This is a genomic window from Streptacidiphilus sp. MAP12-20 (assembly GCF_041262525.1).
Lineage (GTDB): Bacteria > Actinomycetota > Actinomycetes > Streptomycetales > Streptomycetaceae > Streptacidiphilus.
Map to the genome: position 1 here is coordinate 117055 of NZ_JBGCCK010000018.1, position 13933 is coordinate 130987.

Below are 13933 nucleotides of genomic sequence, written 5' to 3' on the forward strand. Positions count from 1 at the left end.
TTGCGTATCAGCACACCGGCACGTGTAGTCCGTAAGCTGTGGTCCTGGCAATCGGCAATCTGTGCTCCGAAGTGGACAGCACGCCCCGGGCACCGGGGACCTGACGGTGGGACGGCAACGTGGCGAAGATGCGGCTCCGGCGCGAGGACCCGCGACTCGTCGGCCCCTACCGCCTGCACCGCAGGCTCGGCAGCGGCGGCATGGGTGTGGTCTACCTCGGCTCGGACCGCAAGGGCCAGAAGGTCGCGCTCAAGCTGATCCGGGCCGAGCTCGCCGAGGACCAGGAGTTCCGCACCCGCTTCGCCCGTGAGGTCGCCGCCGCGGCCCGGATCCGGGGTGGCTGCATCGCGCGGCTGGTCTCCTCCGACATCGAGGCCGAGCGCCCCTGGCTGGCCACCGCCTACGTGCCCGGCCCCTCCCTCTACAAGCGCGTCGGCGACGACGGCCCGCTGCACTGGCCCGAGGTCGCCGCCGTCGGCGCCGCACTGGCCGACGGGCTGGCCCAGGTGCACGACGCCGGCGTGGTCCACCGGGACCTCAAGCCGTCGAACATCCTGCTCTCCCCCAAGGGCCCGCGGATCATCGACTTCGGCATCGCCTGGTCGAGCGGCGCGAGCACCCTCACCCACGTCGGCACCGCTGTCGGCTCCCCCGGGTTCCTCGCGCCCGAGCAGGTGCGTGGCGTCTCGGTGACCGGCGCGACGGACGTCTTCGCGCTGGGCAGCACGCTCGCCTACGCGGCGACCGGGGACACGCCGTTCGGCTCGGGCAGCTCCGAGGTGATGCTCTACCGGGTCGTGCACGAGGAACCGGATCTGACGGGCGTTCCGGCGGCGCTGGCACCACTGCTGCGCGCCTGCCTCGCCAAGGATCCGAGCGAGCGGCCGACGCCGGCTCAGCTGCACGAGCGGCTGCGGGAACTGGCCGCGCGCGGAGCGGCGATCGGACGCAGCATGGCCCCGCCCCCGGCGCGGTCGCCCGAGCCCGGCCACGACACCGGCCACGACACCAACCGGCGCGGCGAGGTCTCCGCTGCCCGCAGGGACGCACGGGTGCCGCACGAGACCGCCCGCTCGCACGAGCAGGCGCCGCGCTCTGCGGCGGCGTCCGGTGGCACGCGACCCGCTGTGAGGAGAGACCAGCCCTCGCGCCCCCTTCCCCAGCGTCGGCCGATGCCGCCGACGGTGCGCGAGCCGCAGCCCACGCCCGTGCGACGACCCGCGCCCCCGCGCACGCCCCCGCCCGCGCGCCCCACCGCCCGACCCACCGGCGGCCCGGCGGCGCGCCGTCGGCTGCTGCGGCAGCGGCTGATCGTCTTCGTGACGGTGACGGCCGGCGTCGCGCTCGCCATCGCGGCGGCGCAGGGCTGCGAAAACCGCACCGCGAAGGGCGCAGGACCGGCGCAGCCGCCGACCCACGGCCCCACGGCCTCTCCCGCCTTCCCCGCCTCCTCCGCACCGACGGGCGCCGCTCCCGCGCAGGACGTGAGCCTCGGGCTGGTCGCCGCTGTCGGGACGGATGCGACGGCACAGGCGGTCGGCGCGGTCGACTGGGCCTCGCGCTCGTACCAGGATCCGGCCGACGGCTCCCGGATCGACCTTCAGAACGGCCACGGCACCGGTCCCGGCGCTCCGGTCAGCCTCACGGCGGTGCTTCCGGCCCGCTACCAGGGCTCGCCTGCGGCGGTCGTCGTGCTCACCCGCCGCGACCGGGCCGTGCCGGAGGACATGATCGAGCTCTACGGGCTGCAGCAGGGTGCAGAACCGGTTCTGCTGGCCGCCCACGCCTCGACCGGCGACCCGAACGGCACCAGCGCCTGGCAGATCGAGAACGGCTCCGTCCTCCGCGAGGAACGCACTCCCGCCAGCGGCGACCGCACCACCAGCACCACCCGCTTCACCGTCGCCGCCAAGGGCACCATGACCGAGACCTGGCCCGGCGCGGGCGGCGCGGCGGCCTCCCCTGCGGCGGCGACCGGTGGCTGAGCACGCGGCGGCCGGCCGCGTCACCCCATGCGACCCCGGGGCGGGAGTGTCTCGCTCCGTGCGGGCTCAGCGGCGGGTGGCGTAGAACGCCACCGCCGAGGCGGCGGCCACGTTGAGGGAGTCGATCTCGTTGGACATCGGGATGGTCACCCACTCGTCGGCCGCGCGGAGCGCGGCGGTGCTCAGGCCGTTGCCCTCGGTGCCGAAGACCAGGGCCAGCCGGCTGTGCGGGCGCGCGGCGAAGTCGTCCAGGGAGACCGCGTTGTCCGCGAGGCAGAGCGCGGCGATGGTGAAGCCCTCGTCGCGCAGCAGCGTCAGCCCGTCCGGCCAGGGGTCGAGGACGGCGTAGGGGAGGCTCAGCACCGCGCCCATCGAGACCTTGACGGAGCGTCGGTAGAGCGGGTCCGCGCAGCGCGGGCTGAGCAGGACGGCGTCCACGCCGAGAGCGGCCGCGTTGCGGAAGGCCGCGCCGGTGTTGGCGTGGTCGACCAGGTCCTCGAAGACCGCGACCCTGCGCGCCCCCGCCAGCACATCCTTGACCTGCGCGGCGGGCTTGCGCTGCATCGAGGCGAGCGCGCCGCGGTGCACGTGGTAGCCGGTCACCTGCTCGGCCACCGCCGGGGTCACCGCGTAGACGGGCGCGGGGACCTCGTCGATGACGTCCTTCAGCTGGTCGATCCACTTGGCCGACAGCAGCATCGACCGCATCCGGTACCCGGCGAGCCGCGCGCGCCGGATCACCTTCTCGCCCTCCGCGATGAACAGCCCCTCCTCCGGCTCGCGGCGGCGGCGCAGTTCGACGTCGGTCAGCGCGACGTAGTCGTGGAGGCGCGGGTCCTCGGGGTCGTCGATGGTGATGAGCTCGGCCACGGGGTCGATCCTGCCTGCTGCGCGTCAGCCTGCCAAGGCGACGACGTCACCGATCACCACGACGGCCGGCGGACGGATCCCCTCGGCCTCGACCACCGAGGCCACCGTGGCCAGGGTGGCGCGCACGACGCGCTGCGCGGCGGTCGTCCCCTCCTGCACGACGGCGACCGGCGTCTCGGGTGACCGGCCGCCCGCGACCAGCGCGGCGGAGATGGCGGCGATCCGCTCGACGGCCATCAGCAGCACGAGCGTGCCGCGCATCTGCGCTGCCGCGTTCCAGTTGACGAGCGAGCGCGGGTCCTCGGGCGCGACGTGACCGGAGATGACGATGAACTCGTGGGTCACGCCGCGGTGGGTGACCGGGATCCCGGCGGCGGCGGGCACGCTGATCGAGCTGGAGATGCCGGGGACCACGGTGACGGGCACGCCCGCCTCGGCGCAGGCGATGAGCTCCTCCATGCCGCGCCCGAAGACGTAGGGGTCGCCGCCCTTGAGCCGGACCACGAACTTGCCCGCCTTGGCGTGCTCGATCAGCGCGTTGTTGATGGCCTCCTGGGCCATGTACCGGCCATAGGGGATCTTCGACGCGTCGATCACCTCGACGTGCGGCGGCAGCTCCTCCAGCAGTTCGCGGGGCGCCAGCCGGTCGGCGACGACGACGTCCGCCTCGGCGAGCAGGCGGCGGCCCTTGACGGTGATCAGGTCCGGGTCGCCGGGCCCGCCGCCGACGAGTGCGACGCCGGCGGTGTGGCCGCGGTGGTGCGCGGCGGCGAGGCTGCCGTCGCGAATGCCGCTGATGACCGCGTCCCGCAGGGCCGCGGAGCGGCGGGGGTCCCCGGAGAGCACCGCGACGACGGTCCCCTCCTGCCGCCCGCTGGCCGGCGTCCACGCGGACGCGGCAGAGGCGTCGTCGCTGCGCGCGCAGAAGACGCGCCCCGCCTCGGCCTCGGCGGCTGCCGCCGCGTTGACGGCGGGGTCGGCGGTGGCGATCAGCGCGTACCACGCGTCCGCGAGGTCGCCTTCGCGATAGCCGCGCTGCTCCCAGGTCAGCTCGTTGGCGTCCGCCATGGCCTGCACGGCGGGTGTGGTCTCCGGCGAGATCACCACGACGTCGGCCCCGGCGGCGAGCAGCGTGGGAAGCCTGCGCTGCGCGACCTGCCCGCCACCGAGGACGACGACACGCCGCCCGGCGAGTCGCAGCCCGACCGGATACGGCGGAGTGGCGTCGTCGTCGAGGGGGACGGTGGGCATCAGAAGACTCCGTAGAACTCTTAGGACGGACGGTCAGTCATTCAGGGGCGCGAGGAACTGCGCGAGCAACCACTGATGAGCGGATGGCCCTGCTCGTTCGGGGACTCACCACCAAGGGTGGCTTGTCGCGCAGTTCCTCGCGCCCCTGGCGGTGCAACTACCTCACGTGCGGAACGCTCTCGGCCGAGCCGCCGCCCCGCAGAACCGATTCTGCCCCGTAGGCGAAACCCGCCCGGCGAGGGCTCAGTGCTTGTCGGTCACGCCCGCCGAGTCGAACGTGGCCACGTCGTGCATCGCCCTGGCCGCCGCCTGGACGAGCGGCAGAGCAAGAAGCGCGCCTGTGCCCTCGCCGAGGCGCAGGTCCAGGTCGATCAGCGGTCGCAGACCCAGCTTCGCGAGAGCGGCCTTGTGGCCCGGCTCCGCCGACCTGTGGCCGGCGATGCACGCCGCCAGGACCTCAGGGGCGATCGCCTTGGCGACCAGCGCCGCAGAGCCCGCGATCACGCCGTCCAGGATCACCGGCGTGCGCAGCGACGCCGCGCCCAGCAGGAAGCCCGCGATGGCGGCGTGCTCCAGGCCGCCGACCGCCGCGAGGACGCCGATCGGGTCGGACGGGTCCGGGCGGTGCAGGTCGAGGGCCTGGCGGATGACGCCGATCTTGCGGGCGTGCGTCTCGTCGTCGATGCCGGTGCCCCGGCCCGTGACGACGGCCGGGTCCTCGCCGGTGAAGACGCAGATCAGCGCCGCCGCAGCCGTCGTGTTCGCGATGCCCATGTCGCCGGTGACCAGCGCCTTGTTGCCCGCCGCGACCAGATCGCGCGCGGTCTCGATGCCGACCTCCAGCGCGCGCATGGCCTCCTCGCGGGTCATCGCCGGACCCTGCGTCATGTCGCCGGTGCCGGGACGGACCTTGCGCGGCAGCAGACCGGTGGTGCGCCCGGACTCGATCGCCGGGGGCAGCTCGGAGGCGACGCCCACGTCGACGACGCAGACCTCGGCGCCCAGCTGGTTGGCGAAGGCGTTCACGACCGCGCCGCCGGCCAGGAAGTTGCCGACCATCTGCGCCGTGACCTCCTGCGGCCAGGGCGTGACGCCCTGGGCGTGCACGCCGTGGTCGCCGGCGAAGACGGCGACGCAGGCGGGCTCGGGGATCGGCGGCGGGCACTTGCGGGACAGGCCGCACAGCTGGGCGGAGATTATCTCCAGCATCCCCAGCGAGCCGGCCGGCTTGGTCATCCGCTTCTGGCGGTCCCAGGCCTCGCCCAGTGCCTTGGCGTCCAGCGGGCGGATGCCGCGCAGGGTTTCCTGCAGCACGCTGTGCGGCTCCTCTCCGGGCAGGGCCCGACGCCCGTAGGTCTCCTCGTGCACGACCCAGGAGAGCGGACGCTTCTTGGCCCACCCCGCCTGAGCCAGCTCGGGCTCCTCGGGGAACTCGTTGACGTAACCCACACAAAGGTAGGCGACGACCTCGAGATGATCGGGGAGGCCGAGCTCGCGGACCAGCTCTTCTTCGTCGAAGAAGCTGACCCAGCCGACGCCGAGGCCCTCGGCGCGGGCGGCGAGCCAGAGGTTCTCGACCGCGAGGGCGGCCGAGTAGGGAGCCATCTGCGGCTGAGTGTGACGGCCCAGCGTGTGCCGGCCGCCACGGGTGCGGTCCGCGGTGACGACGATGTTGACCGGGGTCTCCCGGATCGCCTCGATCTTGAGTTCCTTGAACTGCTTGGCGCGGCTCTTGGGGAGCGACTCGGCGTAGATGTCGCGCTGGCGCTCGGCGAGCTCGTGCATCTTCGCGCGGGTCTTGGCGGAGCGGATGACCACGAAGTCCCAGGGCTGCGAATAGCCCACGCTCGGTGCGGTGTGCGCGGCCTCGAGGACGCGGATCAGCACCTCGTGCGGGATCGGGTCGGAGCGGAAGCCGTTGCGGATGTCGCGTCGCTCGCGCATCACGCGGTGGACGGCCTCGCGCATGTCGTCGTCGTAGGCCGGGGCGGCCTCGCCCTCGGCGACAGTCGACCCGTCCTCTTCAGCCTCGACCTCGACGGCGGGCTCGGCCACGGCGGTCTCCGATTCGGGCGCGGGCTGGAGTTCGGGCTGGGGCTCGGGCTGCGTGGCGTTCGTGTCCTCGACGGGGGCCTCCGGCTCGGCGGCCACGGCCGACGGAGCGATCTCCGACACGACCGGCTCGGCCTCCGCCAGCTCCGCGACCGGCTCGACGACGGCCTCGGCCACGGGCTCGACGACGGGCTCGGCGACCGGCTCGGTCGACGACTCAACGGCCACCGGCTCGGTGGTCAGGACGCCGGTGCCCTGCGCGGTCACCTCGGGCTCGACCGCTGCCGGGGGCGGCGGGGTGATGAAGGCGGCGATCCGGCTCTGCGGAGCGTCAACATGTACGGCCTGCACCGGAATGACCGGCTCGGCCACCGGCGCGGCGATCGGCTGGAGCAGCGGCTCAGCCAGCGGCGCGGCGGACCCGGCGAACTCGGCGACGGGCGCCTGCTCGACCGGCAGGGTCACCTGCTCCAGCGTCAGCGGCGGCGTCGTCTCCGCAGGGACCTCCACCGCGGGCTCGGCGGCCTGCGCGGAGGCGCCGCCCAAGGTGCTCTCCGGAGACGGCATCTGCACGGGAACCGTGGCGGTGACGCCGGCAGTCGTCAGATCGGTCGGCGCGGACTGGTCCAGGTACTCCGGCACGCCGTGCGTCGCGGCACCGGAAGCCGCAGCCGGAACGGGCACGGCCGTCGGCACGGGAGCCGCGACCGGAACCGGCTGCGGGACCGGCTGCGGGACGGGGACGGGGACGACGGGCGTCGGCACGCCATACGGCGGGGTCCCTGCCGCCAGGGGCGCGTTGCCGCCGTGGCTGCTAGGGCCGCGGTCCGCGAGGGAGCGGACCGGGACCTGGCCCGTCATCAGGGACGGGTCCGGGATGGGCGGACCGGCGTGCAGCGGCCGACGCGGGGAGGCGTTCTGCGCCGAGGCGTCCATCGCGTCGAAACCGATGGACTCCATGGGAACCTCGCTCAGTTGCTGTTCGGTCGGGAGCGCCTGCTCCGTCGGATATCCCTGCATCAGCCCGTCGCCCAGGCCGTGTCCGTGGAACGACTGCTCGACGGGCGGCAGCTCCCGCGAGACCTGCGGGACCTGCGGGACCTGTTGGGCCTGCGCGAGCTGCGGGTCGTGCAGCGCCTGCGGGTCGCCGAGACCGGGGGGCATGAGCGGGGGCCAGGAGGGCGCGGGGGGCTCGGCGTGCGCCGTCGCGTGCATCGGTGCGCCCTCCCCCGGCAGGCCAGGCTGGAGCGGCGAGCCGGGTGCGGCGAGCGGCGTGCCGTGGTCCTGCGTGCGAGCGGCGGCGTCGTTCCAGGCGCCCTGGGGACCGGGCATGAGCAGCTCGTCCTCCTCCTCGTCGAGCTCGTCGAGGAAGGTGTACGCCGGCCGGACGCCCTGCGCCCGGCCCGGCTCGGCCGCGAAGCCCGCAGGCTGCAGCACCTGCTCCGCCTCTGCGCCCGAGACCTGCCCCCCGTTCGGGACGTTGCCGGATTCGCTCATGTCACTGGCTCCTTCCAGGGCCGCCTGGCGTCCTCGACGGCGCGGTACTCGACCACGACGCCCACCGTTCCGGTCCTCGTCTCGCTGCAACAGGCCGGCGCGCACCGATCTGCCGCAACAAGAACGACAGAACCGGGGCAACCGGCACGATCGCCCCGGACTCACCGGCATTCTTCCGTCCCACCAGGGGCGATGGCCAACGCGCACGCCCGCCCGCGCTGTGGCTTCCGCCACGTTGCGCCTGCCCCGCGAAGAACAAAGCGTCAGCCTACCTGCCGTCAGTGACGGCGAGTGCCACGGTCTTGCGGCCCGGACAGCAGTGCGACGCGACCGACGCGAACCCCGCCGAGCCGGTCGCCTGCGGCCCGCTTGCGAGTCCCTGCCAGTCGCCTACCGGTCGCCCCAGAGCACGTATCTGGGCGACGCCGCGCCCAACGAGCCCTCTCCGTCGAGCGGCGAGGACTGGAGCAGCGTGCCCTCAACCCGGTAGCCCGCCTCCGTGAAGGCGCGGCGGACCTCCTCGACCTGGGCGAGCGATCCAGGCACGGCCACGATCCGCTCGGGACGCCGGGCCAGGCAGGCGCGGAGCACGTCGGCGCCGCCGCGAATGAGGACGGTGTCCGGCTCGGGCAGGTCGGCCAGCACGGCCGGCGCGGTGCCGGGGACGGTCTGCACCTCCACGCCCACCCGGCGGGCGTTGACGTCGAGTCGGGCACACGCGTCGGCGTCGCGGTCGACGGCGATGACCGCCGCTCCGCAGCGCGCCGCCTCGACGGCGACCGCGCCGTCGCCCGCGCCGATGTCCCAGAGCAGATCGCCCGGTCGCGGCCCGAGCCGCGCCAGCACGAGTGCCCGGACGGGGGCGGGCAGTTCGCGTGCGTAGCCGCCCGTCTCGGAGGGCAGCGCCCAGCCGCGCGCCGGGTCGGGGTAGCCGACCGGCAGACCGGCCAGCCAGCCGGAGGGCGGAGTCGCTCCGCTGCGTCCGGACCGGCCGACGACGAGCACGACGTTCGGGTCCCGCCACAGGTGGTCGGGGACGCGGTCCGAGGTGAGGACGGTGACGTTCTCCTCGGGCGTGCCGAGCGCCTCGCAGATGACGAAGGTGCGGTGCACGTCGCGCAGCATCAGCGCGAGTTCGGAGGGGCCGGCGCCGGGCGCGGTCAGCACGGCGACCTTGGCGTTGGCCCGGCAGATGTTGACCGCCCGGCGCAGGCCGCGCCCGTGGGTGCTGACGATCTGTGCGTCATCCCAGGGCATGCCCGCGCGGGCGAAGGCGGCGGCGACGACGGAGACGGCCGGGATGACCTCGAGCTCCAGCCCGTACTCGGGGCGGCGCAGCGTGCGGACGACTCCGAAGAAGCCGGGGTCGCCGTCGGCGACGACGACGGCGCTGCCGCGGTGGTCGGCGACCCGGCGGGCGACCAGCTCCACGCTGCCGAGGACCATCCGCTCCACGCCCTGGGACAGGTCGAGCGCCCGGAGCTGGTGGCTGCCGCCGGCCACCAGGGTCGCGGCGTCGACGGCCGCCTGCGCGGCCTGGCTGAGCGGGGATCCGTCCCAGCCGATCACGGTGACCCGGTCAGCCATGGCGGTGGTTCCGCCTGTCCACGATTCCCCCAGCGTCGGAAGCAAGGTCGTACGAACGTCGCGCGAAAGACTGAAGAGAGTCGAGCACGCGTGCGGACCCTGCCGCGCCCGCGCGCACAGGCTAGCCGGTTCCGGCGCGCGGATCACCCCGGCCGTCAGGCCCAGCCGGACTCCAAGCCGTCAGACAGCAGATCCTCGGGCAGCAGGTCCTCCGGCAGCAGGCTCCAGACGATGAGGTCGGAGCGGCTCGCTTGCTCGGCGTCGGCGCCGCGGACCAGCCAGGCGCTGCGCAGCACCCCCTCGCTGATCGCGCCCAGCTTCTGGGCGACCTGCTGGGCGGGGGTGTTCCCGGCGGCGGTACGCAGCTCCAGTCGTTCGAACTTCTGGTCCTCGAAGAGCCACTGCGCCACGGCGTGGACGATCTCGCCGGCGTAGCCCTCGCCGCGCGCCCAGGGGGCGACCACGATCTGGGCCTCGGTGCCGCGCAGCCGCCAGTCGGTGGCGCGCAGGCGGACGGTGCCGATCAGACGCTGAGTCAGGAACTCGACCGCGGCGAGCGCCAGCCCGCGTCCGCTGCCGCGCTCGGCGGCGGCGCGGCCGTGGATCCAGGCGTCCGCGTCGGCGGCGGTGAAGGGGTGGGGGGCGGTGGTCCACTGGTGGACCAGTTCGTCGTTCATCATTTCGGCCAGCGCCGGTGCGTCGTCCGGCTCGAAGGCGCGCAGCTCCAGGCGATCGGTGTTGATGGTGATCTCCGGGAACGCCGGGACGGCTACCCGCCTGGCATACCCGGACGGCCCGGACTTCCCGGACGCCGTATCGCTGCTGCTCATGGAACGATCATGCTCCAGGGTGGGGGCCGCCGTCACCTGTTTGCCCCGGCGCGCCGGGGCAAACAGGCGGGACAGGCGCTGTGCGCGAGCGTGGGAGAACGAGGCTACCCGCTCCGTCAGAAGGCCGGAATGACCGAACCGGAGAAGGTGGTGTCGATGTACTGCTTGACCTCCGGGGAGTGCAGCAGCTCGGCCAGCTTCTTGATCCGGGGGTCGTTCTGGTTGCCGGACTTCACCGCGAGGATGTTGGCGTAGGGGTTGTCCTGCGCCTTCTCCAGCAGCAGGGCGTCCTTCTTGGGGTTCAGCTTGGCGTCGAGCGCGTAGTTGCCGTTGATGACGGCCGCGTCCACGTCGCTGAGGGTGCGCGGCAGCTGGGCCGCGTCGATCTCCTGGAACTTCAGGTGCTTCGGGTTGTCCGTGATGTCGTTCGGCGTGGACTTGGTGCCGACGCCGTCCTTCAGCTTCAGCAGCCCGTTGTCGGCCAGCAGCTTGAGGGCGCGGCCCTCGTTGGTGGCGTCGTTGGGCACCGCGACCGTCGCGCCGTCGGCGAGGGCGGCGGCGGACTTCACCTTGTTCGAGTACAGGCCCAGCGGCTCCAGGTGCACGGCCTCGACGGAGACGATGTTCGTGCCGTGCGTCTTGTTGAAGTCGTCGAGGTAGGGCTGGTGCTGGAAGTAGTTGGCGTCGGCGGAGCCGTCCTGCACGGCGGTGTTCGGCGTGACGTAGTCCGTCACGACCTTCACCTGCAGGTTGAGGCCGGCCTTGGCCGCCAGGTTCTTCTCGATGTACTCGAGGATCTGCGCGTGCGGGGTCGGGCTCGCCACGACGACCAGCGGCTTGCTCGCGTCGGCGGAGGAGCCGGAGGCGGCGGAGCCGGTCGAGGACGAGGAACTGCCGCAGGCGGCGAGGGTGAGCGCCAGCGCGCTGGTGGCGAGAGCGGCGGTGGTGAACTTCACGGAGGTACGCACGAAAAGTGCCCTTCCTGTATTGCTGTCGGTGCAGTCGGTGCAGTCGGTGCGGTCGGTGCAGGTGCGGTGATTCAGCGCGGGGCGCCGGAGAGTTCCGGCTCCTGCACGGGGGTCTCCGTGGCGGGTCGCGCCACGGAAGTCTGAGGGGTGCTGCGGCGGAGGGTCAGCCGTCGGCCGACCGTGCCGCGCTTGTGGTCGAGGCGTCGGGCGAGGCCCTCGCCGAGCAACTGGACCAGGGTGACCAGGACGATCAGCTCGGCGGCGATGACCCACATGAACGTGGTCTCGAAGCGCATGTAGCCGTAGTTGATGGCCAGCGTGCCGAGCCCGCCGCCGCCGACAGTGCCGGCCATGGCGGAGTATCCGACCAGCACGATGACGGTCGTGGTCACGGCCGAGATCAGCGCGGGCAGGGCCTCGGGCAGCAGCACCTTGCGGACGACTGTCCAGGTCGAGCCGCCCATGGCCTGCACGGCCTCGATGAGTCCGCCGTCGACCTCGCCGACGGCCGACTCGACCAGCCGGGCGAAGAAGGGGATCGCCCCGACCGCGAGCGGCACGGTCGCCGCCTGCCAGCCGAGCGTGGTGCCGACGACCCAGCGGGTGAACGGGATGATCGCGACGATCAGGATGACGAAGGGCAGCGAGCGGCCCACGTTCACGACCGTGCCGACGAGCTTGTTGACGGCGGCGTTCTGCAGCAGCCCGCCGCGGCGGGTCAGCACCAGCAGCAGACCGAGCGGCAGCCCGATCAGCAGGGTCGCCAGGGCCGCGAGGCCGACCATCCACAGGGTCTCCTGCGTGGCCTGCCACAGCAGCGGCTGCATGTCGTTCCAGGTCACGCGGCCACCTCCACCTGCAGGCCCTGCTCGCGCAGGAACCCGATCGGGACGACGTTCTCCTCGAAGCTGCCGGGCAGCGCCACGCGCATCCGGCCGACCTGGCGGCCGGCGATGGTCTCCACGGCGGCGCCGATGATGTTGACGTCGACGTTGTAGGTGCGCGACAGCTGCGAGATGAACGGCTGGACAGCCGCGTCGCCCTGGAAGGTGATCTCCACGACGGTGCTGCCCTGCAGCGGCGCGTCCGGGTCATCCGGTCCGGCGCCGAGCGGAAACAGCTCGCGGGCCAGCTCGGAACCGGGCTGCGAGAGCAGCTCGCTCAGCGTGCCGGACTCGACCACGCGCCCGCCCCGCATCAGCGCGGCGGAGTCGCAGACGGACTTGATGACGTCCATCTCGTGCGTGATGAGCAGGACGGTGAGCCCGAGCTGCTGGTTCAGCTCGCGCAGCAACTGGAGGATGGAGCGGGTGGTCTCGGGGTCGAGCGCGGAGGTCGCCTCGTCGGAGAGCAGCACCTTGGGGTCCCCGGCCAGCGCACGAGCGATGCCGACGCGCTGCTTCTGCCCGCCGGAGAGCTGCGCCGGGTAGGCGCGGGCCTTGTCGGCGAGCCCGACCAGCTCCAGCAGCGAGGCCGCCTTCGCGGCGCGCTCGCGGCGCGAGAGCCCGGTGAGTTCGAGGGGCAGCTCGACGTTCTCGGCGACGGTGCGCCGGGCGAGCAGGTTGAAGTGCTGGAAGACCATGCCGATGGAACGGCGGGTCTCGCGCAGCTCGGTCGCGGAGAGCGCGGTCAGCTCGCGTCCGTCGACGCACACGCTGCCCGAGCTGGGCCGCTCGAGCAGGTTCACGCAGCGGATCAGCGTGCTCTTGCCGGCTCCGCTGGTGCCGACGACGCCGTACACCTCGCCCGTGCGGACATGGAGGTCGACGCCGTCGAGTGCATGGGTTTCCCGGCCCTGGGCGCGGTAGACCTTGCGCAGGTCAGTGGTGGTGATCACAGTGTTTCCGTGGGTCGGCGCGCGAAGATTGGCCGAACCGGCCGATCGCGCGGGAAGTGATGTGCGGGAGCGACCCGGAGCAAGGGGCTCTACGGGTGCTGGTGGGACTGAGCGGAAATGCTCAGCAGCCGCACATTCGACAACAGCGCATGCCACGACCACCTGCCGGCATGGCGCCGGTGAGGTGTGCAGTCGTGTTCGCAGTCATGAGAAACAGTTAAGCAGATGAGCCGCAGATAACCCAAAACGGACAGTTGCAACTGCCAGGGGCGCGGGGAACTGCGCGACAAGCCACCCACGCAGGTGTGTCGCCGAACGAGCAGGGCCATCCGCACAGGGTGGTTGCTCGCGCAGTTCCTCGCGCCCCTATCCGCTTACGCGGACACGGCGAGGTCGTCGACGCGCTTCTCGAGGCTGATGAAGCTGAGCTTGCTGTTGATCTCCTCCACCTCCGTCGGGCGGTAGCCCAGGCGCTGGTAGAGGCGCAGATTGCCGACGCTGCGGTGGCCGGTGAAGAGCCGGTAGGCGACGACACGTGCGTCGCCCGCGGCGAGCCGGGACTCCATCGCTCGCAGGAGTCGGCTGCCAAGCCCATGCCGCTGCATGCGCGGGTGGACGCAGAGACGCCCTATCCTGCCGACGCCGTCCGCGTCGACCCAGCCGCGGACGCTGCCGACGACCTCCTCACCGAGGCGGGCGACCAGCACATGACGTTCCTTCAGCTCCGTGCGCAGGCTGTCCAGACTCTGCGTCAGCGGCTCGATGCTCCAGTCGCCGTAGAGCTCGGCCTCGCCCTGGTAGCACAGGTACTGCAGCTTCAGGATCCGCTCGGCGTCGTCCTCGGTGGCGACCGAGGTGGTCACGCTCATGCCCATCCGCGTCCTCCCTTTCTCGTGAGCCCGGCCGCGCGAGACTGAGGGGGGCGACCGGGTTGCCCTGACCGGAGGTGTGGTCTGCCTGACGATCATGCGCTGTCATCGGCATACGTTCCAGAGCCCTTTACCCGCCGGTCTCCGGGTTGCAACCTCGGCCGCGGGCCGAATCCCGTCGCCTACC

General features: G+C 72.7%; 9 protein-coding genes and 1 pseudogene. 1 reads left to right on the plus strand and 9 read right to left on the minus strand.

Translation table 11 applies throughout. The annotated features are described in order from the left end of the window. Nucleotides 1–128: 128 nt before the first annotated feature. Nucleotides 129–1412, plus strand: a pseudogene (locus tag ABIA32_RS23870) (protein kinase); the annotation flags it as partial. Nucleotides 1413–2051: 639 nt separating this feature from the next. Here the strand turns inward: ABIA32_RS23870 and ABIA32_RS23875 are convergent. The 9 genes from ABIA32_RS23875 to ABIA32_RS23915 all read right to left on the minus strand — a co-directional run bounded on the left by ABIA32_RS23875 (nt 2052) and on the right by ABIA32_RS23915 (nt 13752). Further along, nucleotides 2052–2855, minus strand: coding sequence for a TrmH family RNA methyltransferase (locus tag ABIA32_RS23875; protein ID WP_370099009.1), 804 nt, complete (start codon nt 2853–2855; stop codon nt 2052–2054). A gap of 24 nt (nt 2856–2879) precedes the next feature. Then, complete coding sequence (gene cobA / locus ABIA32_RS23880) at nt 2880–4106, minus strand: uroporphyrinogen-III C-methyltransferase (RefSeq protein WP_370099012.1); 1227 nt, start codon at nt 4104–4106, stop codon at nt 2880–2882. A 243-nt stretch (nt 4107–4349) separates the two neighbouring features. Continuing rightward, nucleotides 4350–7655: a nicotinate-nucleotide--dimethylbenzimidazole phosphoribosyltransferase gene (cobT, locus tag ABIA32_RS23885; protein WP_370099014.1), complete on the minus strand. Its 3306-nt coding sequence runs from the start codon at nt 7653–7655 to the stop codon at nt 4350–4352. Nucleotides 7656–8045: 390 nt separating this feature from the next. Then, complete coding sequence (cbiE, locus tag ABIA32_RS23890; RefSeq protein ID WP_370099017.1) at nt 8046–9242, minus strand: precorrin-6y C5,15-methyltransferase (decarboxylating) subunit CbiE; 1197 nt, start codon at nt 9240–9242, stop codon at nt 8046–8048. Between the two features lie 155 nt (nt 9243–9397). Further along, nucleotides 9398–10072: a GNAT family N-acetyltransferase gene (locus ABIA32_RS23895; RefSeq protein ID WP_370099020.1), complete on the minus strand. Its 675-nt coding sequence runs from the start codon at nt 10070–10072 to the stop codon at nt 9398–9400. Nucleotides 10073–10188: 116 nt separating this feature from the next. Beyond that, entirely contained in the window at nt 10189–11040 is an 852-nt protein-coding gene (locus tag ABIA32_RS23900; protein ID WP_370099022.1) for a MetQ/NlpA family ABC transporter substrate-binding protein, read from the minus strand. 71 nt (nt 11041–11111) lie between these two features. Next, on the minus strand, nt 11112–11882 hold the full coding sequence (locus ABIA32_RS23905; protein WP_370099025.1) for a methionine ABC transporter permease: 771 nt from the start codon (nt 11880–11882) through the stop codon (nt 11112–11114). After that, the gene (locus ABIA32_RS23910; RefSeq protein ID WP_370099028.1) at nt 11879–12877 is read right to left on the minus strand and encodes a methionine ABC transporter ATP-binding protein; all 999 of its coding nucleotides are present in this window, start codon (nt 12875–12877) and stop codon (nt 11879–11881) included. The genes ABIA32_RS23905 and ABIA32_RS23910 overlap by 4 nt, the downstream gene beginning before the upstream one ends. Before the next feature lie 374 nt (nt 12878–13251). Beyond that, a complete protein-coding gene (locus ABIA32_RS23915; protein WP_370099030.1) occupies nt 13252–13752 on the minus strand; it encodes a GNAT family N-acetyltransferase in 501 nt (166 codons plus the stop codon). Nucleotides 13753–13933: the final 181 nt, after the last annotated feature.

Coding starts and splice junctions, on each gene's coding strand:
- cobA (WP_370099012.1), bottom strand. CDS start 4,106: ATGCCCACCGTCCCCCTCGACGACGACGCCACTCCGCCGTATCCGGTC.
- ABIA32_RS23915 (WP_370099030.1), bottom strand. CDS start 13,752: ATGGGCATGAGCGTGACCACCTCGGTCGCCACCGAGGACGACGCCGAG.
- cbiE (WP_370099017.1), bottom strand. CDS start 9,242: ATGGCTGACCGGGTCACCGTGATCGGCTGGGACGGATCCCCGCTCAGC.
- cobT (WP_370099014.1), bottom strand. CDS start 7,655: ATGAGCGAATCCGGCAACGTCCCGAACGGGGGGCAGGTCTCGGGCGCA.
- ABIA32_RS23895 (WP_370099020.1), bottom strand. CDS start 10,072: ATGAGCAGCAGCGATACGGCGTCCGGGAAGTCCGGGCCGTCCGGGTAT.